Source organism: Roseibium sp. (assembly GCF_048261595.1).
Taxonomy (GTDB): domain Bacteria; phylum Pseudomonadota; class Alphaproteobacteria; order Rhizobiales; family Stappiaceae; genus Roseibium.
Window position 1 is genome coordinate 441,215 of record NZ_JBLXFW010000003.1, and the last position, 23,755, is coordinate 464,969.

Genomic DNA, 23,755 nt, shown 5'->3' on the forward strand with positions numbered 1-23,755 from the left:
AGCCTACTCCGTTTCCGGCGGGCGGAAGGCGCCGGGCGCGATCACGCCCGGTTCGACATAGGCAAAATACAGTGCATCGAGCATGGCCCAGAGGATGTCGCACTTGGCGAGCAGTGCGCCCACGGCGTCGGCCTGCTTGTCTGGGGTATCTGCCCAGATTGTCACCAGGTGCAAGGCATGCTCGGCGTCGCGCGGCGCCTGGTGCAGGCGAGGCTTGAAGTAGGCCATCGTATCTTCGGTGATGTAGTCGTAGCGGGCGAGCATGGCAGGCACGCGCTCGCCGATGGCGACCGGCGAAAACAGTTCTGTCAGCGAGGACGCGACGGCAACGAGAAGTGAGTTGTTCGATACGAGATCGATGTAGGCGTTGACCGCGAAACGGGTGGCCGGAAGTGCGTATCTGCGCGAGCGGACCATGTCCGTGTCGAGGCCCAGGCCTTCCGCCAGTTTCAGCCAACGCTTGATGCCGCCATCCTTGGTGCTGTCTTCATCGCCATCGTGGTCGACGATGCGCTTTCTCCATTCGCGCCGGAAGTCCGGATCCTCCGATCGGGAAAGAATGATCGCGTCCTTTTTCGGAATGATGGCCTGGTAGCAGTAGCGATTCAGCGCCCAGGCCTGCATTTGAGCGAGCGTGAGGTCCCCGGCGTTCATCAGTTTATGGAAGGGGTGGTGTATGTGGTAGCGGTCGAAGCCCGCCGTGCGCAGACGCTCTTCAAGCTCCTGGGGAGACAGAAGACGGCCTGCGCGGCGGATATCGTCGGCGGCATTGGCGGCGACGCCACTGCCGACGCGCGGTTGCGTTTCAGGTGAAATGGATCTGGCCAACTCAGCACTCACAACGTCAACTCCATTCCGTCGTACCCAATCTCCCAGCCGGCCTCGGCGACCGCCCTGGCCGCATCCGAGGTGGGGTCGAGGATCGGGTTGGTATTGTTGATATGGACGAAGATCCGCCGTTTCAGGTCGACGCCCCTGAGCGCGCTCAAGGACCCGTCTGGACCGCTGATCGCCATGTGTCCCATCCGGGACCCAGTCTTCTCGCCGACGCCGGTGTCCGCCATTTCGGAATCGTGAAACACGGTGCCGTCGAACATGAGACATCCGCCACCGTCGAGGCGTTTCTTCAGGTCTTCGGTAACCGTGGCGCAGCCCGGCACGTAGTAGAGTGTCCGATCGTAGCCATTGCGGGGTTGAGGCTGCGTTTCGGACAGGGCAATGCCGATAGTGTCGCCGGGGGCCGTCCCGAAGTTCTCGTCGCTGTCGTTTTCCAGAAACAGAGCCACCTTGCCGGGCACGGTGAAGGTTTCAACTGTGAGGCCGAGTGGGCCGTCCGGACCTTCCAGATGCGTGACGCCCTCAAGCGGCAATTCCCTGCGCTCGACGACTTCAGGATTGAGGACGTTGAAGATGCTGTTGGCCGCCAAGGTCTTCAGGACGCGGCTGGTGGCATAGAGAACGAAAGGTTCGCGCTCGCGGAGGGACAAGAGGCCCGCGATATGATCGACATCGGCGTTTGTCAGAACGACGGCCTTGATCGGTGTATGCCGCAAGGGCCCGCCGGATGCAGGCTGAAGCTCCGGGGCAGCCGCGATCTGCTCGCGGATATCCGGGGATGCATTGAAAACAGCCCAGCCTTGCCCGTCCGAACTTGCCGCGATGCTGGACTGCGTTCGAACGAGAAAGCCGGGCCTTTTCTCGCGCACGGCTCGGCTCAGAGGTGCGTTACAGTTCCACTGGGGGAAGCCGCCTCCGGCTGCCGAACCAAGTACCCTGATTTTCACCGGGCACCTCCCGTGCGCCGGTATTACTTCTTACGACCGCAGGTGCCGATTTCTGCCGGCATGTAGCGGGTTACTTCGAAGCCAGCTTCAACAGCGGTCATCTGCGGCTTGGTCCAAGTTTTCATGTCGTGTCCTCCTCTGCTAGACATCGAGCAGGATACTAACATCGGGGATTTTTGGGATCAGGCGCAACCTTAGTATGTATTTTGAGTCAGGTTCTCATCTTTGATTTTGCGGTAGCTAAGACGAACAAGCCTCTGATGCTGCGATGCAACTTCAAATTACTTTGCATAAAGGGAGCCGATTCCCGAATTCGGCGTTGCAGCGCAAGCGGCGCTAGACCGCAAAGATTAGCGCACTTCCGCATATTACCAAGATGGCGCCGATCCAGGCGCCTGCGGCAGGAATTTCGCCGGTTCTCAGCCAGAGAAGGGGAAGCTGCAATGCCGGTGTGGTCGCTGACAGGGTCGAGATCACTCCGACCTTTCCGCCTGACAGGGCAAAGAGGATCAGGGTCATGCCGATACCCATGCCGAGGATCCCCGTAAGCGCGACCTGCATTGCTATCGGGAGCGTGGCGGGGTTCTGGGCCTTGAACCTTGGAAATGGCAGCTGCATCAGGAGGGTGAGGCCAAGGGCAGCAACGCCTATGCGAACAGCAGACGCTGCAACCGGGTCAACGCCAGTCTCCATGATTGGCCTTGCCACCAGGGACCCGACCGATTGAGACATGGCCGCCGCGAGACCGAGCAGGACGCCGACCCAGAGTGGCCCCTTGATGGTCTCCCAGACGTGGAGCTGGGATTTGCGTTTGCCGAAAGCAATGGACAGGACAACTCCGGCAAGGGTTATCGCGATTCCCAGCAGCATCTTGGCCGACAGGGCTTCGCCGAGGATGATCCAGCCCAGAACGACCGAGAATGGTGCATTGAGCGAGAAGAGCATGGCCGTTCGCCGTGGGCCCAGCCGGTTCATGGTCAGAAACAGGGCAGTATCGCCAAGAAAGATGCCGATGAAGCCGGACATCAGGAGCGGCAACAACATATCAGCCGACAAGGTTCGCCAAGTGCCGGTAAACGCCACGAAGCTGCCAAGCATGACGAACACAATGACCATTCGCATCCGGTTGAAGGCTATGGCGCCCAGGTGTTGTGACGGACCGGCTGCAAGGATGCCTGTCAGGGCCCAGAGTGCGGCTGCCGACACTGCGGCGGTTTCGTAGAGATACATGGTCAGGCGGACTGGGGTTGTTTGTGCGAACGGTATCAACCAAAAGACCCGGCGCGAACGCCGGGTCTTTCAAAGCTTTATTATGTCCCGATAGGCCGGGAGATCAGATCGATCAGGCGGCAGCCTTCTTCGGTTGGATCAGGCCGCGGTTGACGAGCACTTCAGCGATCTGAACGGTGTTCAGAGCAGCGCCCTTGCGCAGGTTGTCAGCGACGACCCAGAGGTTCAGGCCATTCTCGACCGTTGCGTCCTCGCGGATGCGGGAAATGTAGGTCGCATCTTCGCCAGCGCTTTCGTAGGGCGTGATGTAGCCGCCGTCTTCCTGCTTGTCGATGACGAGGCAACCCGGGGCTTCACGCAGGATGTTGCGTGCCTCGTCGGCGGTGATCTCGTTCTCGAACTCGATGTTGACCGATTCCGAATGACCGATGAAGACCGGAACGCGGACGGCCGTGCAGGTGACCTTGATTGCCGGGTCCAGCATCTTCTTGGTTTCTGCCAGAACCTTCCACTCTTCCTTCGTGTAGCCGTCTTCCATGAACACGTCGATGTGCGGGATGACGTTGAAGGCGATGCGCTTGGTGAACTTGTTCGGCTCGATCGGATCGTTCACGAATACGGCCCGGGTCTGATTGAACAGCTCTTCCATCGCTTCCTTGCCACCGCCGGAAACCGACTGGTAGGTGGAGACGACGACGCGCTTGATCTTTGCAGCGTCGTGGAGCGGCTTGAGGGCAACGACCAGCTGCGCCGTGGAGCAATTCGGGTTGGCAATGATGTTCTTCTTGGAGAAGCCCACGATCGCGTCGGCGTTCACTTCCGGAACGATCAGCGGCACGTCCGCGTCGTAGCGCCAAGCGGACGAGTTATCGATCACGACACAGCCCTTGGCGCCGATCTTCGGTGCCCACTCCTTGGAGATGGAGCCGCCAGCGGACATGAGGCAGATGTCGGTGTCGGAGAAATCGTAGTTCTCCATGGCCTGAACCTTCAGCGTCTTGTCGCCGAAGGAGACCTCCGTGCCCTGGGAACGGCGCGACGCAAGCGCGACGACTTCGTCTGCCGGGAAGCCGCGCTCGGCCAGAATGTCAAGCATTTCACGGCCAACGTTGCCCGTGGCGCCCGCAATAGCGATCTTGTAACCCATGTTGAATTTCCTCATCCGTCTCCCCGCCTAACCCGCTTGTCCGGTCGATTGACCAGCGGGCTTTTCAGCGCCCCCCATCCCCGGGGAGCGCGGGATGAGCAGCACCGTTAAGCGGTGGTCTTGGTAGTCGGTTTGACGGTGGTTGTCGGAGCAACGGCAGCGCATGCGAAAGCGGCGCCGGTTTTCACCGTCGTCGGCTTCGTTGCGATGTCGGCGGTTAGCCGCGCCATGCCTGTGGCTCCAAGTCGTACAAAACGAGGGTCTTTTTGCCCGGATGCGCGGCGTTGTCAACAACAGATCGTTGCGGCGCGGCATCACGTTTCGAAAGCAAATGTCAATTTGTCGGGAGAGGCGTCACGAAAACTTCAAGCAACTGTCACCGAAGATCCATCTGCCCGCCATAGCTTCGCGCGCGAATTGACCGGACATACCGTCTTCAGCAGGGAATGATCATGACACTTCGCAAATGTTTTCTGGCAGGCGCCAGCCTCTTCGCCACGCTCGGTGCCGCCGGATCCGCTCACGCAGGCTCCTTCTTCGAGCGGGTCGAAACCTTCCCGGTCTACAAGACCCTTGCTGAAGGCGTCGATCAGTCGACTGCGACCTCTGCCGAGATCATTTCCGCAACGAAGGATGGCAACACCCTGGTGTTCACAGACAGCCCGTCCGGTGCCGTGGTGTTCGTTGACGCGTCCGACCCGGCGGCGCTTGCTTTCAAGGGCCGCGTTGACGTGAGTGGTGAGCCGACCTCGGTCTCAGTCGGCGAGTCCTTTGCCTATGCCGGCGTCAACACCAGCGAGAATTACGTCAACCCGACCGGCCATCTAGCCGTGATCGCCCTCGCGGACATGGGCATCACCGCCAAGTGCGATGTTAAGGGTCAGCCTGACAGCGTCGCCGCTTCGCCGGACGGCAAGTATGTGGTTATTGCCATTGAGAACGAGCGTGACGAAGACCTGAACGACGGTGTCATCCCGCAGATGCCGGCGGGGCACCTGGCCATTTTCGATCTCGATGAGACTGGCGCCCCAACCAATTGTGATGCCGTTCGCATCGTCGACCTGACTGGTTTGGCTGAAGTCGCCCCGACCGATCCGGAGCCTGAATTCGTTTCCATCAATTCCAGGAACGAGGCTGTCGTCACCCTGCAGGAAAACAACCACATCGCTATCGTCGATCTGGCGTCTGGCGAAGTGACCGCAAACTTCTCGGCCGGTGCCGCTTCTGTGGAGAATATTCCTGTGACCAAGGCGCGCATGAGCGATGCCAGCGGTTCCATCGAAAACGTCAAGCGTGAGCCGGACGCAGTTGCATGGATTGACGATGAGCGCTTCGTGACTGCCAACGAAGGCGACTACGAAGGCGGTTCGCGCGGCTTTACCATCTGGAACACCAAAGGTGATGTTCTTTTCGACAGCGGTGCGCAGATGGAGCACCTGGGTATGGAAACAGGGCACTACCCGGCCAAGCGCGCTTCCAAGAAAGGCACCGAACCGGAAGGTGTGACGGTCGGCTCTTTCGGGGGAGAGACTTATATTTTCGTGAACTCCGAGCGTGGAAACTTTGTCGCCGTCTACAAGGACACCGGCGCCGAGCCCGAATATGTCCAGATCCTGCCGACCCATGTGGGACCGGAAGGCTCCGTTGCCATTCCATCGCGCGACCTGTTCGTGGTTGCCAATGAAGTCGATGAAGATGGCGTTCGTGCACAGGTCAGCGTTTACGAGTTCGGGGCTGACAGCGCTTCCTATCCGATGGTTGTCTCCGAAAAGAACCCGGAAACCGGCGCGCCGATCGGTTGGGGCGCCCTGTCAGGGCTGGCGGCTGACCCGGCTGACGCCAACAAGGTCTATGCGGTCACCGACAGCTTCTATGACAAGGCCAAGGTCCTGACCCTGGATATCTCGTCAACGCCAGCCAAGATCACGTCTGCCGTCATCCTGCACGGCAAGGATACCCCGAAATACGATCTTGAAGGTATTTCAGTCGCCAGGGACGGAGGTTTCTGGGTCGCGTCGGAGGGCAACCTCGACAAGGAGATGAACCACCTGCTCCTGAAGGTCGCCAGGGACGGTACGGTTGAGGAAGAAATCACGCTTCCGGAGGCGCTCGTCGCCCAGTCGGCCCGCTTCTCCTTCGAAGGCGTCGCCGAATTCGAAAAGAACGGACAGACCTTGGTGGCCGTGGCGGTGCAGCGCGAGTGGAAGGACGATCCCAAGGGGATGGTCAAGCTTGCCATCTACAACCCGGCAGACAAGTCCTGGGGCTTCGTTCACTACCCGCTCGACAAGCCCGCCAGCCCGGCCGGAGGTTGGGTCGGCCTGTCGGAAATCGTTTCTCTTGGTGGCGAAGAGTTCCTGATCCTGGAACGCGACAATCAGGGCGGCGAATTCGCTGCGATCAAGCAGATCACCAAAATCTCTCTCGAGGGTGTCGCTCCAGCTGGCTACGGTGCGGTGCTGCCGGTCGTGGAGAAGGTGAAGGTCAAGGACATCCTGCCGGAGCTGAAGGCTTCCAATGGTTGGGTGCTGGACAAGCCGGAGGGCCTGACCGTTACGGCATCGGGTGAAGTGATCCTCGTGACCGATAATGACGGCGTAGATGACGCTCCAGGAGCGACCGAGCTGTTCCACCTGGGTCAGGTCTCCGACCTGAAGTAAATTGCCGGCCAGAAGGACTGGCTCAATCTCCAGAATGCGCCCGGATACGCTTTGTATCCGGGCGTTTGCCCTTACCACTTTCTAGCCGCTGGTCGCCTGCCGTGTGATGGGAATGGGAGCGCCTGTCTGTGCTTTCAGCGCCTCCAATTCCGTCCGAACGGTTTCCGAGGACATCGGGTGGGAAAAATAGAAGCCTTGCAGGTGGCTGATGCCGTTGAGGCGCATTGTCTCGAGTTGCTCGAGATTCTCGATGCCTTCGACGGTAATGGTCAGGTTGAAGACCTGGCCCATTTTTATGATCGTCTCGATCAGTTCAGCTTCTCTGGGATCGTTCAGCGCTCGCTCCGCAAAACTCCTGTCAAGCTTCAGCGTATCGAGCTTCAATTTGCGCAGATGGTTGATGCTCGAGAACCCGGTTCCGAAGTCGTCGAGTGCGAACCGCACACCCAGTTCGCGCAAACGATCCAATGTATGGGAGACCAGATCGATGTCCTGGATGAAGAGGCTCTCTGTCACTTCCAGGTGCAAGCGCTCAGGCTCGAGTCCGGAAATATCCAGTGCTCTCAGAACCTGATCGTAGAACTGCCGGTTCTTGAACTGCTCGGCAGAAACGTTGACGGACAGGTTGAGAGGGATCGCCCATTTCGCGGCCTCGATACAGGCCTGTGTCAGAATGTACTCGCCGAGTTGAATGATCAGCCCGGAGACTTCGGCAATCGGAATGAAGTCTGCTGGAGCAATGGTTCCCCGCTCCGGATGCTTCCAGCGCGCGAGAGCTTCGAAGCCTGACGGCTTCAGTGTTGTAGCGTCGACAATTGGCTGGAATTCGACGAAGAGGTGGCCACCCTCGAGTGCGAGACGCAATTCCTGCTCTATGGCCATCCTGGAGATGGCTTCGGCCGCCATTGAATCGTCAAAGAAAGAATAGGAGTTCCCGAAGGTTTCCTTAGCCTTGTAGAGCGCAAGATCTGCACGGCAGAGAATATCGGACTCATCCGTGTCGGTTGGGCGGAGCGACGTTACGCCGATGCTGCCTCCCGATACCACCCTCATTCCCTCGATCTGGAACGGCTCCGCCATGCAGTTGATGATCGTAACCGCAAGGTGAGATGGGTCATCTCCAGCCGTCTCGTCAAGGACTACGAATTCGTCACCCCCGAGACGGAAAAGTCTGCAGTTCGGGCCGAGGAATGTGGAGATCCTCTCGCTCAGCGCCTTGAGCAAGGCATCACCGATATGGTGGCCGAGCGTATCATTGATGAACTTGAAGTTATCCAGGTCGATCAGGAAGACATAGACCGGGCGTGTGCGGCAAGCCTGCTCGGAAATGGCGCGGCGGATCTGCATGATGAGGTTGTGCCGGTTGCCCTGTCCGGTCAACGGATCCGAATTGGCAAGATCCCATTGCGCCCGTTCTGCTGTCTGTGTCCGCTTCAGCGTGCGGTGAAGCGCATCTTGCGAACGCCCGATAAAGTGGAAAGTGATACCGAGCACCAAGGGGGCAAGCATGACGATGCCCATGATCGGACTGTGGCTCAGATACACCGGGAACGGGTCTTCCGCCTCGCTGTGGGCATAATACTCCAACAGAACAGCGATGATCGGGAAAAGCGTGCCAAAGAGGACGCCGCCGACGGTGAATTTGACAATGGTTTTGCGCGAAGTTTCCGCCATGCACCTCTCCTTGGGGCAAGTGCTAGCAGACGAGTGTTTATTGCTTGCTTAAGAGAAGGAGTGGTGCCCGACTTCGGCCGAATCTGATTAACGAAGTTTTCCGCCGAACAGCCTCAACCGGTTGCTTCTGCGATGTATCTGGCGGCCATGCAGGTGTCGGTTGCATCAGGCCGCTCGGCTAGGGCATCGAGTGCGGTGCCGAAATTACCGATTTTACTGTGCTTTCCGGTAAACGGAAATGTTCGTGAAGGTCGAAACGTCGACCAGGTGAACTGTTTGCGTAACGGTCAGTGTGTTGCCGCTGTCCGACAGCCGTCTCTCGGCTTTCATGATCGTCAGGCCGCCCCTGCGTGCTTCGGAGACGAGATTGTCCGATCCGTCAAAGACAAGGCGCATGGCGTCGACAAGGCCGCTCTTGCCAAGCTTGATTTCCGGCCCGTCGGGCAATGCCTCGAACGTATCGTTCGTCACCTGACCGTCGGCGGCCACCTGGTTCATGGTGAACACCGCCATGCCGAAATTGTCATCGATCCTGAGCGTCGCGCTTTTCGGAGGATCGCCCTGCTCGAAGTCGCTTGCATCGGTATCGAGTATCCAGGTGCCGAGGAACGGGCTGAGTTTGTCGGACATGATGTCGCCTGCGATCTTTTGAGGTGTCTTGCTGCGCTTATAACGGAAAACGGCCGCCAGGGAATGCGTCCCCGGCGGCCGTTGTTCGAAATGCGTGAATGGATCAGGCGCCGAGTGCGTCCAGTTCGGCGATGATGGCGTCGCCCATCTCCACCGTCGAGACGACGTTGTCGCCGGCAGCTGCGATGTCCTTCGTGCGCAGGCCCTTTTCCAGAGCGTTCGCGATCGCCTTGTCGAGCATGTCCGCTTCAGCGACCAACTCGAAGGAGTAGCGCAGAGCCATGCCGAAGGACGCGATCATTGCGATCGGATTGGCGGCGCCTGTGCCGGCAATGTCCGGTGCGGAGCCGTGAACCGGCTCGTACAGCGCCTTGCGCTTGCCAGTCTTGGGGTCGGGAGCGCCAAGGGATGCGGACGGCAGCATGCCGAGCGAACCGGTCAGCATGGCTGCAACGTCGGAGAGCATGTCGCCGAAGAGGTTGTCCGTGACGATGACGTCGAACTGCTTGGGCCAGCGAACGAGCTGCATGCCGCCAGCATCTGCCAGCATGTGCTCGAGCTGAACGTCCTCGTAGCCGTTCTTGTGGGTGGCTGTGACCACTTCGTTCCAAAGCACGCCGGACTTCATCACGTTGCGCTTTTCCATCGACGTGACCTTGCCGTTGCGGGTCCGGGCCAGTTCGAAGGCTGCCTTGGCGATGCGCTCGATTTCGTAGGTATCGTAGACCTGAGTGTCGACGGCGCGCTTCTGGCCGTTGCCGAGATCGGTGATTTCCTTCGGCTCACCGAAATAGACGCCGCCGGTCAACTCACGAAGGATGAGGATATCGAGACCTTCGATGACGTCCTTCTTGAGGGAGGACGCATCGGCGAGGGCCGGGTAGCAGATCGCTGGGCGAAGGTTGGCGAAGAGCTCCATATCCTTGCGCAGACGCAGCAGGCCGGCTTCGGGGCGCACGTCATAGGGAACGCTGTCCCACTTGGGGCCGCCGACCGCGCCAAAGATAACGGCGTCGGACGCCATCGCCTTTGCCATGTCTTCTTCGGAGATGGCCTGGCCGTGCGCGTCATAGGCGCAGCCGCCGACAAGGCCCTCATCGGTTTCGAAAGTGTCGCCGCCACGGGCGTTGAACCAGGAAATGACCTTCTTCACTTCGGTCATGATTTCCGGACCGATGCCGTCGCCCGGCAGGAGAAGGAGATTGTGTGTCGCCATGGGTGTTCGTCCCGTGAGTTTCTTAGCGGAATTTCTATCGCGTTGGGTTAGCGTCTCTCCGGCAATCTGACAAGGCGTCGGTGCTTGCAAAGAGCTCAACCGTTGCGGCGAAAACGTCAATCAAGCAAGGAGTGCCTGCGCTGCCTGCCAGATCAGGTTGAGCGCAAGAAGGGTCATGATCGCCTTGAACCCCTTCTTGAAAGTCGCTTCTTCCATGCGCCCAAGGAGCTTGCTGCCGACAAGAGTTCCCAAAAAGCCGCTGACGATCATCAGTAATATAAGACCGATCCAGGGAGCGAAGGCAAAGCCGAGAACGCGGAAGGCAACGACCTTGAACACATGCATCACGAGCGCGGTGATGGCCTGGTTGGCGACAAAGCCGTGCCGGGTCAATCCAAGAGTGGCAAGTACGCTGGCGCCGATCGGGCCGGCCGCGCCGAAGAACATCGATAGAAGCGTCGCAATGAAACCGGCAATGCCCATTGCAGGGCGACCCGCACGGCCGAGGCGGGGCGGCTTGCCCCAGATACTCCAGAGCACGAAGCAAGCGATTCCCAGGCGCAAATAGGGGGCTGGAAGGTTGACGGCGATCGAGCCTCCAACGGCAGCTCCGAACACGGCGCCGGCCGCAAACCACATCAGGATCTGCCAGTCCACGTGGCGTATTTGGACGATAGCGCGGCCCGCGTTGCTGCCAAGCTGCACGACGCCATGGACGGGAACCAGTGCTGTGGTCGGCATCACGTTCGCCATGACGGCGATCAGCGCTATCCCGCCGCCTAGCCCGAGGGCCGCAGTTAGCATGGATGTCGCGAAGCTGACGACGGTCAGCAGCAATACGATTGCCGGTGACAGTCCATCGGGAAGGAGCAGGGCAGTCAGAAACTCATTCATGGTGGGGTCAAGCGATCAGGCAACGAGTGCATACGGTGTCGATGATGTTTATTGAATACATATGTATACAAAATATCGATTTCTGGATAGTGGCCGACCTCACTGAATTTCCTTCCGGCAACAGAAAAGGCGCGGCAGTGGTATGCCGCGCCTTTCAATGCTTGGGGTCAAGAAAGCGTCAGGCCGCAGCGGGCAACGCTGTTTCGATTAGTCTGACCCAATACGAGCTGCCATAGGGGATTGCATCGTCGTTGAAGTCATAGAGCGGGTGATGCAGGCCGGCGCTGTCGCCGTTGCCGGTGAAGATGAAGGCGCCCGGGCGTTCTTCCAGCATATAAGCGAAATCCTCGCCGCCCATCATCGGGGGCAGGTCGCGCTTCACTTTTCCGGTGCCGGCGACTTCCTCGGCGATATCTGCTGCGAAATCTGTCTGCTCATCATGGTTCACGACAACCGGATAGCCCAGGATGTAGTCAATCTCCGCCTGGGCGCCCATGCCTTCGGCGATTGAAGTCACGATGGCCTTGAAGCGTTCCTCTGCAAGTTTGCGGACTTCAGCGTCAAGCGTGCGGACGGTACCGCGCAGTGTCGCTTCCTGCGGAATGACGTTGAACGCGTTACCGGCTTCGAACACCGTCACCGAGACGACAACCGACTTGAGCGGATCGGTGTTGCGGCTGGCAATTGACTGCAGCGCCGTGACGATCTGGGATCCGGCGACAATCGGGTCGATGGTCTGGTGCGGTTTTGCAGCATGCCCCCCGCGGCCGGTAATCTTGACTGCAAACTCGTCGGTTGCGGCCATGACCGGTCCCTTGCGGATCGCGAATTCCCCGACCGGCATGCCTGGATAGTTATGCATGCCATAGACTTCATCGATTCCCCAGCGGGTCATCAGGCCATCATCGATCATCGCCTTGGCGCCGGCGCCACCTTCCTCGGCCGGCTGGAAGATCACGACGACCGTTCCGTCGAAATTGCGGGTTTCTGCGAGGTACTTCGCCGCGCCAAGCAGCATGGACGTGTGGCCGTCATGGCCGCAGGCGTGCATCTTGCCGGGAACTTTCGAGGCGTATTCCTTGCCGGTGATTTCCTCGATCGGAAGTGCGTCCATGTCTGCGCGCAGTCCAATCGTCTTTCCCGAGCCGCCATTGCGGCCCTTGATCACGCCGACGACACCGGTTCTGCCGATACCGGTGGCGACTTCGTCTACTCCGAAGCTCTCCAGCAGTTCAGCAACACGGCCTGCGGTACGAACGGTCTCGTAGAGAATTTCCGGGTTCTCATGAAAATCCCGGCGCCAGGCGGTGATTTCCTCATGAAAATCGGCGAGGCGATTGACGATCGGCATTTGGAGCTCCTTGAAGAAGGCGCAGTCTGTCCGCGCCTCGAAGAGTTGCTGAAGGCCCAAGCCTACTCGAACCATTTGAAAGGGAAAGAGCAGCTGCGCCGAAATAAGCAGCACGCTGTGTTTTTGGGCTATGAGTAATTGGTATTGGTTTTGAACTCGTAGACGCTGGAAGATTTGACTTCCGCATCTTCTAGAGCTCCCACGACAGGAACACGGTAGGTCGCGAGATGTTCAAGGCGCTCTCTTGGAAGATAGGAGCGGCCGGGGTCCCCGATCATTACCGGAATACCGTCGGCGAGCAGCCGGTCGAGAAAGGCAATGATCCGGTCGGCCATGGGCTTGTCGTAGAAGACGTCGCCACAGAACACGAGGTCGGCTGTCGGCAATGGGGCGTCGGTGATGTCACCTTGCTCGAAAGCAATGGTAACACCATTGATTTCGGCGTTGAGCTTGCCTGCCTCGATCGCAAACGGATCGACGTCAACCGCCAGGCAAGATGCAGCGCCTGCCAACATTGCCGCGATACCGACGATGCCGCTGCCACTGGCAAAGTCGAGAACCTTCTTGCCGGCGACCAGTTCAGGATGGTCCAGGACGTGCCGGGAAATGGCTTGCCCGCCCGCCCAGGCAAACGCCCAGAAGGGCGGCGGCAGGCCCAATTCACCCAACTCGTCCTCGGTCTTCTGCCATAGATCCATGGCCTCGTCGGCCAGATGCAGGCGGATTTCCTCCGCATGTGGCACTGGCTTTATGCGGGTTTCCGCCTGAATGAATGCGCGGCGGCTCGCGGGAAGGATCCTGGTCTCAGCCATATGGGGTCAGGCCGGGGTCGACAATCCGCCCATCTCGCAGACGAGCTTCCATTCCTCTTCCTTGACCGGCTGGACGGACAGGCGCATGGATGTGACGAGGGACATGTCGGCAAGGCGCGGCTCCGCCTTGACCTGGGCGAGGGTAACCGGCTTCGGCATATCGCAGACAGCTTTGAAGTCGACGCATTCCCAGCGCGGATCGTCAGTCTTCGGATCCGGATGGATCCCGCTGCAGACCTCAACGACACCGACAACTTCCTTGCCGATATTGGAATGATAGAAGAACGCCTTGTCGCCGATTTCCATGGCACGCATGTTGTTGCGGGCCTGGTAGTTGCGAATGCCGTCCCATGGCTCGCCTTCCTCGCCCTTGGCCTTTTGCTGCTCCCAGGACCACTTGTCCGGTTCGGACTTGATCAGCCAATACTGCACTTACGCTGCCTCCGGGTTCTTCACGACCCAGTTCCAGGGCCGGATTTCAACGCTCTCGAACAAATCCGCCTTCGCGTAGGGATCTTCCTGCGAAATGGCAAGAGCCTCATCCCGGTTGGAGGCTTCGATCACGACGAGCGATCCGGTCATGTTGCCGTCGTCGTCGAGGAACGGTCCCGCCGCTTTCAAGCCATTTCCGAGGCTCTTCAGAAATTCGATGTGTGCCGGACGATTGTCGAGGCGAACCTGCAGGGCGCCGGGCTTGTCGGTACAGATGAGAGCGTAGAGCATCGCGTTCCAGTTCCTTTGGACTGAGCGTTCATGGCCGCGTCAGGACGGTGTGGTTTCCGACTTCAACGGCCGCGACATGAGTTTCATGAGGGCTTTGTCGATAGACAGGTCATTCTCGACCATATCTGCAACGGTTTGGCAGATCGGCAACTCGATCTTGAGGCGCTTTGCGACTTCGACCGCGATTTTTGCCGTATGCGCACCTTCTGCCAGTTTGCCACCGGCGGCGATAAGATCGCTCGCCGTGTGCCCCTGGCCCAGATGCATGCCGAAGGTGAAGTTGCGCGATTGGGTCGAAGAGCAAGACAGGACCAGGTCGCCAAGCCCGGAAAGACCGGTGAGGGTTTCCTGCTTGGCGCCAAGTGCGGTGCCGAGGCGGGTCAGTTCCGCAAAGCCACGCGCGGTGAGCGCTGCCTGCGCGCTTGCTCCCAGCTTGCGCCCATAGACCGCGCCGCAAGCAATGGCCAAGACGTTCTTCAAGGCACCGCCGATCTGAGCCCCGGGGACATCCGTCGAGGCATAGGGACGGAAAGCGGGCGCCGCCATGGCAGCGCAGAGCGCATCTGCAACATCTGCTGTCTCGGCGGCGATGGTCACGGCAGTGGGAAGGCCCTTTGCCACATCGTCGGCAAAGCTGGGGCCGGACAGAACGGCAACACAGGCGTCGGGCGCCTCTGCCTTCACGACCTCTGACAGCAGTTTGCCGGTGCTGCGTTCAATGCCCTTCGCGCAAAGCGCTATTGGAAAGGTCAATTGTCCAAGCCCCGACAGCGTGCGTACTACTTCGCGGGTCGTCTGTGCGGGGGTCACAAGCAGAAGCGCGTCCATGCCCAGCAGCAACGACAGGTCGGTTGTTGCTTCGATTTCCTCGTCGAAGGTGATGCCCGGCAAATAGCGCTGGTTCTGGCACCGTGATCTTATGTCAGAGACAACGCCCGGATCGCGTGCCCACAGGGTGACATTCCGCCCTGCGCGAGCCGCAGTCAGGGCAAGGGCCGTTCCCCATGCTCCGCCGCCGACAACGCCGATCTTGTTGTAGACGCTCATAAGGAGAGTTCTCCCAGTCGTTTGCGAAGGGGTTCGATATTCGCCCCGAACTCAGCAAAGAAATTTGACGGATCGTTGGCGCGAGGGTCGCGCAGGTCAAGCCAGAATAGCCGGAAGCGGATCGGAGAGCCGCCATCGGAGGGGGTCATCTCAAAATGTTCCCACTCGTCGGCGGGGCGCTCGGTGATCTGCGCGTGATAGAGTTTTCTGAGATGGCGACCTTTGATCGGGCGGTCAGGCGGTGCCGTCACCTTGCCTTGCGCACAGAGTTCTTCAAACGGAATATCCTGATCGGCGAAATGCTCGAATGCCGTGTCGAGCTTCAGCCCTGTTTCCTCGATGAATTCACGCCTTGCACCAATCAGGTAGCTCTCGCCTGGATCGATCGTTCCACCGGGAACCTGGAGCCCGAGTCCCGGGGTGTCGGGTTCATCGAACACGAGCAACTCCGTCCCGCAGGTCAGGTAGACATAGGCCTTGTGGTAGATTTGCATGATCGAATCCGGTGGCAGAATGCCCCCTTCCTAGCAACTTCGATCGATGGGCGAAACTGCCTGATCGCTCCTGTAGCGAAATGGCCCCATGTCGAAGGTCAGACCTTCGCCCCTTTCTTTCCGGACCCGAGGACGCCGCTTGAAGCCTGATCCAGCGGCCAGCGCGGCCGGGGCGATGTTTGCATGTCGTCCACCGGTCCGAGGGCAAGGCGTTCGATGCCGGCCCAGGCGATCATTGCGGCATTGTCCGTACAGAGCTTCATTGGCGGGGCAATGAAGCTCGCATTCGCGGCCTCGGCCGCTTCTGTCAATGCGGTGCGGATCTCCTGATTGGCCGCGACGCCCCCGGCAACAACTATGACCGGTTTCTCGTCCGGGAATCGGTGCGAGAACAGCTCGAGCGCCGATTTGGTACGCGCCGCCAGTACGTCGGCGACAGCCTTTTGAAAGCCCGCGCAGAGATCCGAAACCGTTTGCTCGTCGATCGGCTCCAGCTTCTTGGCCTGGGTTCGAAGTGCGGTCTTGAGGCCAGCAAAAGACATGTCGAGTCCTGGGCGGTCGAGCAAGGGGCGCGGCAACCTGAAACGCTTTACGTCGCCCTTGGCGGCCATGCGCTCCACCGCAGGGCCGCCCGGGTAGGGCAGTCCGAGCAGCTTGGCCGTCTTGTCGAAAGCCTCGCCGATGGCATCGTCAATTGTCGTGCCTAGACGCTCATACTCGCCAACCGATTTCACCAGCAGGAACTGGCTGTGCCCGCCGGAGACGAGCAGAAGCAGAAACGGAAAATCGAGGTCGTCGGTCAACCGCGCCGTCAGCGCATGACCTTCCAGGTGATTGACGGCGATCAGAGGCTTTCCTGCGGCCATCGCCACGGCCTTGGCGGTCATGAGGCCGACAATTACACCGCCGATAAGTCCCGGACCGGCCGTCGCTGCGACAGCATCGATGTCGTCCCATGTGCATCCGGCTTCCGCCATCGCCTCGGCGATGATGCGGTCGAGCACCTCGATATGCGCCCGGGCGGCGATTTCGGGCACGACACCGCCGAATTCCGTGTGCTCATCGATCTGGGAGCGGACGACATTGGACAGGATTTCCGGATGCGCCGGACCGCGAACGACCGCAGCTGCGGTCTCGTCGCAGCTGGTTTCGATGCCCAGAACGGTCAGCGACGGCTTGTCGCAATCGGAAATGTCTGAATTCATTGCTGTTGCTGCATTGGCCAATGTTAGACAACGGCCTATCATCTGACGCTCGAAAAGTCGCCACGTTTATAGCCCGTTCGGGGCCTAACACCGGGAAGCGGACCCTTGCAATCAAAACCTTTGCGTATCGGAACGCGCGGAAGCGCCCTTGCCCTCGCCCAGGCCCATGAGACCAGGGCGCGGCTGATGGCGGCCCACGGAATGGCCGAGGAGGCGTTCGAGATCGTCGTGATCAAGACTTCCGGCGACCAGATTCAGGACCGCCCGTTGTCCGAAGTCGGCGGAAAGGGGCTGTTCACGAAGGAGATCGAGGAAGCGCTGCTCGACGGACGGATTGATCTTGCAGTTCACTCCTCCAAGGACATGCCGACGGTTCTGCCGGATGGATTGGCTCTGACCGCCTTTCTGCCGCGCGAGGATGTCCGCGACGCATTCATTTCTCCAAAGGCCAAGACCCTGATGGACCTTCCGCAGAACGCCGTGGTTGGTTCCAGCTCGCTGCGGCGGCAGGCGATGATCAAGCGGTTGCGTCCAGATATCGAGGTCGTCATGTATCGCGGCAACGTCCAGACCCGGCTGAAGAAGCTGGCCGAGGGGCAGGTGGACGCGACCCTGCTCGCCTATGCCGGCCTGAAGCGGCTCGGCCTTTCTGACGTCGTAACCAGTGTGCTGGATGAGGAGCATTTCCTGCCGGCAGTTGGCCAGGGGGCGATCTGCATTGAGAGCCGTGAAGACGACGAGGCGACACTGAACCTTTTGGCGGCGATCCACCATCCTGAGACCCAGGTACGCCTTGACGCCGAGCGCGCGTTTCTTGCCGTTCTCGATGGCTCTTGCCGCACGCCGATCGGGGGGCTTGCAACGGTCGATGGCGACCATCTGTCGTTCAAGGGGACGATCCTCAAACCAGACGGCTCCATGGTCCACGACATCGAGCGCAGTGGGCCGGTTTCGGATGCGGTAAAAATCGGCCGCGAAGCTGGTGAGGCGCTGAAGGCTCTTGCCGGACCCGACTTCCTCGGCGGTTAAACATCTGTGCGGTTCCTCCTGACACGTCCCCAGCCCGAGTGTGCAAGCACAGCCAAAGTGCTTCGTGCAAAGGGTCACGATGTCGTTGAGGCGCCGATGCTGGTCTTGCAGCCAAAGCTGCCAGAGCGGTTCGATCTCGAAGGTGTGGCGGCCCTGGCGGTTACGAGCAAGCGAGTTGCCGGACTTCTCGCCGGACATTCGCAGCTGGGCGAACTCGCTCGATTGCCTGTTTATGCCGTCGGCGACAAGACTGCCGAGGCAATGACGAGTACCGGCTTCGGCGATGTGCGTTCGGCGGGTGGGGACGTCACGCAGCTGGGGAACTTGATCGCCGCAGGTTCGCCAAAGGGCCGCGTTCTATATCTGGCAGCAAGGGAACGCAGTGGCGATCTCGACGTTGATCTGGACGAATGTGGGATCAAGTGCACGACCGAGGTCGTCTACGCGATGCGGCAGAAAGACAGGCTCGACGATGAGGCGCTCCTTGCGCTGGAACAAGGCGCAATTGATGCGGTTCTGATCTATTCAAGGCGGACGGGCGATGCGCTGGTCTCTGCCTTGATGGCCGTTGGTCGAATGGATCTTTTCCAGAACTTGCGTGTAATCGCCATTTCACGGCAGAGCGCCGCGATGATACCCGAAGCCGCTTGTGTGGAAATTGCGCCGCACCCAAGTGAAGAGGCATTGTTGGAGCAGGCCTTAAGCGGGTGTTAACCGAAGCAGCGGAGTCGTTGTTTCGCAGCGCGGCAAAATCCGTTGCCGGTCGGCTACCGCTTCGGAAGTTGGCGTGTATAGTGTTTTGGCGGCTGTCTAGGCAGCTGGATCGTTTTGTAGGTCAGGAGTGAGCGACATGGCATCGGACCAGGAAAAACCCGGCGATAAACCTTCGACAGCTTCTTCTTCTGCATCCGGTTCCGGAGCATCCGCAACACCTCAGGCCCAGTCTGGTGCTACTGCGTCCAAGCGCCCGGTCACGATCGATTTGAAAGCTGCGAAATCCGAGGCAAAGCCTGCTTCGAGCGCTACGAAAGACGCGAAGCCAGAAACTGCTGCCAATTCCGGAGCAACTAAAAGCACTTCGGCAGCAGGTGCGGCTTCCGCAGGTGCAGGTGCACCTTCTTCAACCAAGTCCGCGCAAACTTCCTCAACTTCCGCGTCGACAGCTGCAAAGCCGTCAATGACGCCCTCGACGACGAGTTCAGCCGCAGCTTCGTCCGACAAGGACACGACAGCAAAGGCGGGTTCTGCGTCCACTTCCGGCTCTTCCTCGACGCAAGCGACCTCCTCTGCAACTGGCTCCAACGGTTCAGGCTCTTCTGCCGGAGGTTCGAAGACCTTTACTGCGCCTGCACCGGAAGCGAAATCGGGCGCTGGTTTCGGCGGCTTGCTGGCCGCTGCCGTCTTTGGCGGTGTAATTGTTCTCTCCGGAGCTTATGGCCTCCATGTTGGCGGAGTGCTGAAGCTGCAGCCGGATCAGCCGCAAGGTATTTCCACCGAATTGAGTTCGGCGCTTGAGCGAATTGCCAAGGTTGAACAGGATCTTGGCGGGCTCGCGGACTCAAGCGCCGCGTCCGATGCGGCAGCGCGATTGGATGCTCTCGACGCGCGGATTGCCGAACTCGGCGATGCGGCGGGCAACGCCGGAGCAACGGCACTCTCGGAAGATGTGAAGGAACTCAAGACGTCCTACCAGATGCTGGCCGCCAAGTTCGGCAGCCTCGCGAATGGTGCGGGTGCGTCTGGCAGCGAGGGGCTTGCAAGCCTCGAGCAACGGGTCGCCGCCGCCGAGGACGCGCTGGGCAAGGCTCAAGGCCTTGAAAATACGTTTGGTGCGCTTTCCTCGGAAGTATCCGAATTCGCGACCAGACTTGAGAATGTCGAGGCGACGGCGAAGGCGGCGCAAACTGCGGTTTCAACGTCAGACGTCTCCCTGAAGACCCTCGCGGATAGCCAGGCGCGTGCCAGTGAGACGCTCGCAAGCCTCTCCGCGGATATTCGCAGCGCAACAGAGATGCAATCCAGCGATCTTGCAAAGGTGCGCGAGCAACTTGAAACCCTCTCCGCACGACTGGCCGCAGTCGAGGCGACGATGGGGGATGCCACTGCACGGGAAGTTGCCGCAAGAGCGCTTTCCGTCTCTGCTCTCAAATCCGCAGTCGATTCCGGACGGCCATATGAGACGGAGCTTGCGGCAGTTCGTGCTGGCTTGCCCAAGGATACCGATCTGTCTGCGCTTGAAGCGCATGCGACAACTGGCGTAGCGCCGGTTTCCGTCCTGATTGCCGAATTTCCGGCAAAGGCACGTGCCATGTTCGCCGAATTCACCCAGCCTGAGCGCACCGGCGATATGCTCGAAAGCCTGCTGGCAGGCGCCAAGTCCATCATCGCGGTGCGTGGTCCGGGAGATGACAGCGGCGATGGCCCTGAAGCCGTGCTGCGGCGGGCGGAGAACGCCGTTGGCCGTGGTGATCTGGCTGCAGCGCTGGAGGCGTTCGACAAGCTGCCCGAAGATGCGAAGGCGGTCGGGGCCGACTGGGCAGAACGGGCGCGAGCACGCGTTGAAATCGATAGACTGACTGACAAGGCTTCCTCCGAGGTCCTGTCTGCCCTTTCTCGGCGTGACAGCTGAACTGGCGAAGTCGAACATGTCGCCGTTTCGGCGGAAAATCAGCGGCGGCGTTGAGCGCAGCCGAGCCAAGGAGCGAACGGAATGATCCGGGTCCTTATCTTTTTTGCCCTCCTCTTTGCCGCGACCATGGGGTTCGCCTGGATGGCGGATCTTCCGGGTGTCGTTTCCGTCAGTTGGCAGGGATACGTGTGGGAAAAGCCGCCGGTGGTTGTCGCTATCGTCGCCGGGCTGCTGCTGATCTCGGTTCTACTCACGTTGTGGCTTGTTGCTACAATCCTGCGGTCCCCCAAGATTGCGAACCGCTTTTTCAAGCGCCGGCGCAAGGACAAGGGCTATGAGGCCCTGTCGAACGGACTGATCGCCTTGGGCGCTGGAGATGCGAAACTCGCCCGCAAGCATGGTCTTGACGCCGACAGGCTGCTGGCCGACGAGCCGGCAGCCAAACTCTTGCTCGCTCAGACAGCGCAGCTCGCCGGACGGGACGATGAGGCACGCGAACGCTTCGAACAGATGCTTGAAGACAAGAGGACGCGTGCGCTTGGGTTGCACGGACTGTTCATCGAGGCAGAGCGCCACCAGGAACCGGTTGCCGCGCGTCATTACGCGGAAGAAGCCGTCAAGGAAATGCCGGGCCTGGAGTGGGCAGGCAAGGCGGTGCTCGGCTATCAGGCGGTTGCCAGTCATTGGGAAGATGCGCTCAAGACGCTGGAGCGAAACTATTCCGGCAAGATGCTCGACAAGAAATCCTACCGCCGCCAGCGCGCTGTCGTGTTGACGGCGCTTGCGCAGTCGCTCGAGGACCATGAGCCGGATCGTGCCTTCGCGCTCGCCAAGGAAGCCCATGGCCTTGCTCTCGATCTGGTGCCGGCCGCAGTGACAGCCGCCCGGCTTGCCACGCGCAAGGGAGAGATCCGAAAAGCGACAAAACTGATCGAGAGCACCTGGCGTGTGAGCCCGCATCCGGATCTGGCCGAGGCCTATGCACATGTTCGAAGCGGCGATTCTGCTGTCGACCGGTTGAAGCGGGTGAAGTCACTGGCCGGTCAAAGGGCCAACAATACGGTGGGCGGTCTTGCGGTCGCCCGCGCAGCGCTCGATGCCCGCGAATTCGATGAAGCGCGCGAGAATCTGAAGTCTGTTCTTCGCTCGGAGCCGGTTCGCGCCGCCTTCCTCATGATGGCCGAGCTTGAGGAAGCCGAGCATGGCGATCGTGGCCGCATGCGTGACTGGCTGGCCCGTGCGGTGCGTGCGCCACTGGACAAGGCATGGGTCGCTGACGGACTTGTCTCGCGTGAATGGCAGGCAGTTTCACCAGTGACCGGCAGGCTCGATGCATTCGAATGGAAAACACCTTCCGGCCTCGGTGAAGACGATGCTGCCGATCTGATCGAAGACGCGATGTTCGAAGGCCCGGTTCTTCCGGTGGTCTCCGCCATGCCCGGTGTTCAGACGGCGGAGGCGGCAATTGTCACCTCTCCCGACACAGGGCGTCCCGCACCGGCGCAGTCCGCACCCGCGACGAGCATTCCTGCCGCGGCGCAGACTGTTGTGACGGACGGATCCTCCGAAACCGCAGCTGCACCGGAGAAGCCAGCGCCGGAAGCGCCGATCATGCCCAAGCCTGAAGGATATGAGGGGACGACGGATGACGTCGGCCACATGACACGGCCTCAGGACCTTGAGGATGCGCCCGACGCGGACAAGCCGGCAACCGGTGCCTCACGAGACAAGAAGGTTGCTCCTGTGGGCGCTAGTGCCGCTCCAAAGCCTTCCGTCGCGCCGAAGCAGTCGGAGAAGGCAGAGGCTGCCGTTTCAGCGGCGGACGCAGGTGAAACGGCCGGGGACGACGAGGATCTGGACAAGCCGATCGCGCTTCCTTTCCAGCGCATGCCCGATGATCCGGGGCCGGATGAAGACGAGGAAGACGAAAAGCCGAAACGGCCCCGTTTCTTCAATTAGGGACGGTCGAGCCGGGAACCGGAAATCTGTTCGGTTGGAGCGTCCAGGAGGTTTCAACCAGCATCAACAGCAAGAGGCGATAAGCCTCTTGCATATGCTTCCCGGCTCCGGTAATTAGCGGCCCATCGTGATGGCAACGCCATCCGCCAGGGGGCTGCCGAAGCCTCAAGGATTAGCCGCTGTAGCTCAGTTGGTAGAGCACGTCATTCGTAATGATGGGGTCGTAGGTTCGAGTCCTATCAGCGGCACCACTTCCTCCGTTTCTTCCCAAATTCGATGTCCGGCTGCTATTGGGTGGCTCGTCACCGCCGTCTGCGTCCTCAATTCTGAACATCTCTCGTCAGACTCTTGACCAGCCTGTCCTCAGGGATTCTCATAGTCGAATCATGTTTGCAGCGTCACGCTCACCCCTGAGACGTCGGAGGCCGGTTTGGGAGAGATAGCCAGATTGGAGTTGGTTCGCCGTATCATTCCCCTTTGCCTTGCTGTGCTCGGAATTGTCGGGGCAATGAGCTTCATGAGCCTTCTGAGCGCGATCTTGTGTGGCGTTGCGGCGCTGGGAATCTACTGCGCCCTTCCGAGGACGCGCATGCCGAAGGGCGCTGTGCGTCCGGATGCCAATCCTTCGATCATCGCGACGGACCTGATCGGGTTTGCGATAGGCGTGCCGCTTTTCGCATTGTCGATTGTCGGCTCCGCTCAGGCACCGAACTTGACGGCCTTGTTCCTGTTTTTGCTGCTCATGATCCCCGCAAGCATGTGCGTTCCAGTGTTCATGGCAGCGGTGCGCCATCAAACCTCGTGGATCCGCTTTCTTGGCAACGGCTTCGAAATCACCCAGCTCGGACTGACGGCGCGGGTGCGTTACACGGACCTGAGCGCGATGCGCGTCCGGCAGCTTACGCGCAGCAAAAGTCTTGGTTGGCTTACCGGCTTTATCGGTTCTTACGACCGGCGCCGGATCACGCTGGTCGGCAACGGTGACGAGAGCAAGACCTTCGTCTTCGTGTCGAAGGGGGGATCCGAGTTCCTTGTTGCCTCGGAGGTGATCCCGGATCTTCAGCGCATCCTGATCGGCATGGACCGCGCAGGCGTCGAACTGCCTGAAGGCATAAGCGAGCGCGAGCGAAAGAAGATCAGGCGCGTTCGGGAACGCATGTACAAGCGCCCGGAAGAGCCGAATACGGAGCAGCTGGACGTGGCGCGGATTGCCGCCACGGTGCGCAAATACCGGCAGCAGACGGCCTGAACTGCGTCCGCACTAAAGGGAA

24 protein-coding genes and 1 tRNA gene are annotated in these 23,755 nt (G+C 60.1%); 7 read left to right on the plus strand and 18 right to left on the minus strand.

Features of this window, described 5'->3' with window-relative positions:
- Positions 1-3: 3 nt before the first annotated feature.
- From pqqC to ACN0SY_RS13280, 6 genes are all read right to left on the minus strand, one after another.
- Positions 4-840, minus strand: a complete 837-nt coding sequence (gene pqqC, locus ACN0SY_RS13255; protein ID WP_417687768.1) for a pyrroloquinoline-quinone synthase PqqC — start codon at positions 838-840, stop codon at positions 4-6.
- Positions 837-1,784: a pyrroloquinoline quinone biosynthesis protein PqqB gene (pqqB, locus tag ACN0SY_RS13260; RefSeq protein ID WP_417687770.1), complete on the minus strand. Its 948-nt coding sequence runs from the start codon at positions 1,782-1,784 to the stop codon at positions 837-839. The genes pqqC and pqqB overlap by 4 nt, the downstream gene beginning before the upstream one ends.
- Positions 1,785-1,807: 23 nt before the next feature.
- The gene (gene pqqA, locus ACN0SY_RS13265) at positions 1,808-1,909 is read right to left on the minus strand and encodes a pyrroloquinoline quinone precursor peptide PqqA (RefSeq protein ID WP_417687772.1); all 102 of its coding nucleotides are present in this window, start codon (positions 1,907-1,909) and stop codon (positions 1,808-1,810) included.
- A gap of 211 nt (positions 1,910-2,120) precedes the next feature.
- Positions 2,121-3,014 carry a DMT family transporter gene (locus tag ACN0SY_RS13270; protein WP_417687774.1) on the minus strand — a complete coding sequence of 298 codons (894 nt, stop codon included), beginning with the start codon at positions 3,012-3,014 and terminating at the stop codon, positions 2,121-2,123.
- A 112-nt stretch (positions 3,015-3,126) separates the two neighbouring features.
- On the minus strand, positions 3,127-4,161 hold the full coding sequence (locus ACN0SY_RS13275; protein ID WP_417687776.1) for an aspartate-semialdehyde dehydrogenase: 1,035 nt from the start codon (positions 4,159-4,161) through the stop codon (positions 3,127-3,129).
- A gap of 107 nt (positions 4,162-4,268) precedes the next feature.
- Positions 4,269-4,391: a hypothetical protein gene (locus ACN0SY_RS13280; protein WP_417687778.1), complete on the minus strand. Its 123-nt coding sequence runs from the start codon at positions 4,389-4,391 to the stop codon at positions 4,269-4,271.
- Positions 4,392-4,613: 222 nt separating this feature from the next.
- Between ACN0SY_RS13280 and ACN0SY_RS13285 the strand changes: the two genes are divergently transcribed.
- A complete protein-coding gene (locus ACN0SY_RS13285) occupies positions 4,614-6,821 on the plus strand; it encodes an esterase-like activity of phytase family protein (RefSeq protein WP_417687780.1) in 2,208 nt (735 codons plus the stop codon).
- An 81-nt stretch (positions 6,822-6,902) separates the two neighbouring features.
- Here ACN0SY_RS13285 and ACN0SY_RS13290 read toward each other — a convergent pair whose 3' ends face one another.
- From ACN0SY_RS13290 to tsaD, 11 genes are all read right to left on the minus strand, one after another.
- Complete coding sequence (locus tag ACN0SY_RS13290) at positions 6,903-8,495, minus strand: putative bifunctional diguanylate cyclase/phosphodiesterase (protein ID WP_417687782.1); 1,593 nt, start codon at positions 8,493-8,495, stop codon at positions 6,903-6,905.
- A 213-nt stretch (positions 8,496-8,708) separates the two neighbouring features.
- The gene (locus ACN0SY_RS13295; RefSeq protein WP_417687784.1) at positions 8,709-9,125 is read right to left on the minus strand and encodes a hypothetical protein; all 417 of its coding nucleotides are present in this window, start codon (positions 9,123-9,125) and stop codon (positions 8,709-8,711) included.
- Between the two features lie 103 nt (positions 9,126-9,228).
- The gene (gene leuB, locus ACN0SY_RS13300) at positions 9,229-10,341 is read right to left on the minus strand and encodes a 3-isopropylmalate dehydrogenase (protein ID WP_417687786.1); all 1,113 of its coding nucleotides are present in this window, start codon (positions 10,339-10,341) and stop codon (positions 9,229-9,231) included.
- Between the two features lie 120 nt (positions 10,342-10,461).
- Positions 10,462-11,235: a sulfite exporter TauE/SafE family protein gene (locus tag ACN0SY_RS13305; RefSeq protein ID WP_417687788.1), complete on the minus strand. Its 774-nt coding sequence runs from the start codon at positions 11,233-11,235 to the stop codon at positions 10,462-10,464.
- 178 nt (positions 11,236-11,413) lie between these two features.
- The gene (locus ACN0SY_RS13310) at positions 11,414-12,586 is read right to left on the minus strand and encodes a M20 aminoacylase family protein (RefSeq protein ID WP_417687790.1); all 1,173 of its coding nucleotides are present in this window, start codon (positions 12,584-12,586) and stop codon (positions 11,414-11,416) included.
- 128 nt (positions 12,587-12,714) lie between these two features.
- Positions 12,715-13,398 (minus strand): class I SAM-dependent methyltransferase, encoded by a 684-nt coding sequence (locus ACN0SY_RS13315; protein WP_417687791.1) that lies wholly within the window; start codon positions 13,396-13,398, stop codon positions 12,715-12,717.
- A 6-nt stretch (positions 13,399-13,404) separates the two neighbouring features.
- A complete protein-coding gene (locus ACN0SY_RS13320; RefSeq protein WP_417687793.1) occupies positions 13,405-13,830 on the minus strand; it encodes an EVE domain-containing protein in 426 nt (141 codons plus the stop codon).
- Positions 13,831-14,121 carry a YciI-like protein gene (locus ACN0SY_RS13325; protein WP_417687795.1) on the minus strand — a complete coding sequence of 97 codons (291 nt, stop codon included), beginning with the start codon at positions 14,119-14,121 and terminating at the stop codon, positions 13,831-13,833.
- A gap of 39 nt (positions 14,122-14,160) precedes the next feature.
- The gene (locus ACN0SY_RS13330) at positions 14,161-15,168 is read right to left on the minus strand and encodes an NAD(P)H-dependent glycerol-3-phosphate dehydrogenase (protein ID WP_417687797.1); all 1,008 of its coding nucleotides are present in this window, start codon (positions 15,166-15,168) and stop codon (positions 14,161-14,163) included.
- Complete coding sequence (locus ACN0SY_RS13335) at positions 15,165-15,662, minus strand: NUDIX hydrolase (RefSeq protein ID WP_417687799.1); 498 nt, start codon at positions 15,660-15,662, stop codon at positions 15,165-15,167. Before ACN0SY_RS13335 ends, ACN0SY_RS13330 begins: the two co-directional genes overlap by 4 nt.
- A 98-nt stretch (positions 15,663-15,760) precedes the next feature.
- Positions 15,761-16,831 (minus strand): tRNA (adenosine(37)-N6)-threonylcarbamoyltransferase complex transferase subunit TsaD, encoded by a 1,071-nt coding sequence (tsaD, locus tag ACN0SY_RS13340; RefSeq protein WP_417687945.1) that lies wholly within the window; start codon positions 16,829-16,831, stop codon positions 15,761-15,763.
- A gap of 141 nt (positions 16,832-16,972) precedes the next feature.
- Here tsaD and hemC point away from each other — a divergent pair, with 141 nt between their 5' ends.
- Positions 16,973-17,896 (plus strand): hydroxymethylbilane synthase, encoded by a 924-nt coding sequence (hemC, locus tag ACN0SY_RS13345; RefSeq protein ID WP_417687801.1) that lies wholly within the window; start codon positions 16,973-16,975, stop codon positions 17,894-17,896.
- A gap of 57 nt (positions 17,897-17,953) precedes the next feature.
- On the plus strand, positions 17,954-18,610 hold the full coding sequence (locus ACN0SY_RS13350) for a uroporphyrinogen-III synthase (RefSeq protein ID WP_417687803.1): 657 nt from the start codon (positions 17,954-17,956) through the stop codon (positions 18,608-18,610).
- 219 nt (positions 18,611-18,829) lie between these two features.
- Here the strand turns inward: ACN0SY_RS13350 and ACN0SY_RS13355 are convergent, their stop codons facing one another.
- The gene (locus ACN0SY_RS13355) at positions 18,830-19,198 is read right to left on the minus strand and encodes a hypothetical protein (protein WP_417687805.1); all 369 of its coding nucleotides are present in this window, start codon (positions 19,196-19,198) and stop codon (positions 18,830-18,832) included.
- Positions 19,199-19,280: 82 nt separating this feature from the next.
- Here ACN0SY_RS13355 and ACN0SY_RS13360 point away from each other — a divergent pair, with 82 nt between their 5' ends.
- The 4 genes from ACN0SY_RS13360 (at position 19,281) to ACN0SY_RS13375 (ending at position 23,733) form a co-directional block, all read left to right on the plus strand.
- Entirely contained in the window at positions 19,281-20,525 is a 1,245-nt protein-coding gene (locus ACN0SY_RS13360) for a COG4223 family protein (protein ID WP_417687807.1), read from the plus strand.
- An 81-nt stretch (positions 20,526-20,606) separates the two neighbouring features.
- Entirely contained in the window at positions 20,607-22,484 is a 1,878-nt protein-coding gene (locus ACN0SY_RS13365; protein WP_417687809.1) for a heme biosynthesis HemY N-terminal domain-containing protein, read from the plus strand.
- Between the two features lie 175 nt (positions 22,485-22,659).
- Positions 22,660-22,735, plus strand: a tRNA-Thr gene (locus ACN0SY_RS13370).
- A 197-nt stretch (positions 22,736-22,932) separates the two neighbouring features.
- Positions 22,933-23,733, plus strand: coding sequence for a hypothetical protein (locus ACN0SY_RS13375; protein WP_417687811.1), 801 nt, complete (start codon positions 22,933-22,935; stop codon positions 23,731-23,733).
- Positions 23,734-23,755 lie beyond the last annotated feature (22 nt).

Excerpts from the sequence above, each read along its gene's own strand:
- pqqA (WP_417687772.1), bottom strand. The coding sequence starts at position 1,909 with ATGAAAACTTGGACCAAGCCGCAGATGACCGCTGTTGAAGCTGGCTTC.
- ACN0SY_RS13270 (WP_417687774.1), bottom strand. The coding sequence starts at position 3,014 with ATGTATCTCTACGAAACCGCCGCAGTGTCGGCAGCCGCACTCTGGGCC.
- ACN0SY_RS13275 (WP_417687776.1), bottom strand. The coding sequence starts at position 4,161 with ATGGGTTACAAGATCGCTATTGCGGGCGCCACGGGCAACGTTGGCCGT.
- ACN0SY_RS13280 (WP_417687778.1), bottom strand. The coding sequence starts at position 4,391 with ATGGCGCGGCTAACCGCCGACATCGCAACGAAGCCGACGACGGTGAAA.
- ACN0SY_RS13285 (WP_417687780.1), top strand. The coding sequence starts at position 4,614 with ATGACACTTCGCAAATGTTTTCTGGCAGGCGCCAGCCTCTTCGCCACG.
- ACN0SY_RS13290 (WP_417687782.1), bottom strand. The coding sequence starts at position 8,495 with ATGGCGGAAACTTCGCGCAAAACCATTGTCAAATTCACCGTCGGCGGC.
- ACN0SY_RS13295 (WP_417687784.1), bottom strand. The coding sequence starts at position 9,125 with ATGTCCGACAAACTCAGCCCGTTCCTCGGCACCTGGATACTCGATACC.
- leuB (WP_417687786.1), bottom strand. The coding sequence starts at position 10,341 with ATGGCGACACACAATCTCCTTCTCCTGCCGGGCGACGGCATCGGTCCG.
- ACN0SY_RS13305 (WP_417687788.1), bottom strand. The coding sequence starts at position 11,235 with ATGAATGAGTTTCTGACTGCCCTGCTCCTTCCCGATGGACTGTCACCG.
- ACN0SY_RS13310 (WP_417687790.1), bottom strand. The coding sequence starts at position 12,586 with ATGCCGATCGTCAATCGCCTCGCCGATTTTCATGAGGAAATCACCGCC.
- ACN0SY_RS13315 (WP_417687791.1), bottom strand. The coding sequence starts at position 13,398 with ATGGCTGAGACCAGGATCCTTCCCGCGAGCCGCCGCGCATTCATTCAG.
- ACN0SY_RS13325 (WP_417687795.1), bottom strand. The coding sequence starts at position 14,121 with ATGCTCTACGCTCTCATCTGTACCGACAAGCCCGGCGCCCTGCAGGTT.
- ACN0SY_RS13330 (WP_417687797.1), bottom strand. The coding sequence starts at position 15,168 with ATGAGCGTCTACAACAAGATCGGCGTTGTCGGCGGCGGAGCATGGGGA.
- ACN0SY_RS13335 (WP_417687799.1), bottom strand. The coding sequence starts at position 15,662 with ATGCAAATCTACCACAAGGCCTATGTCTACCTGACCTGCGGGACGGAG.
- ACN0SY_RS13365 (WP_417687809.1), top strand. The coding sequence starts at position 20,607 with ATGATCCGGGTCCTTATCTTTTTTGCCCTCCTCTTTGCCGCGACCATG.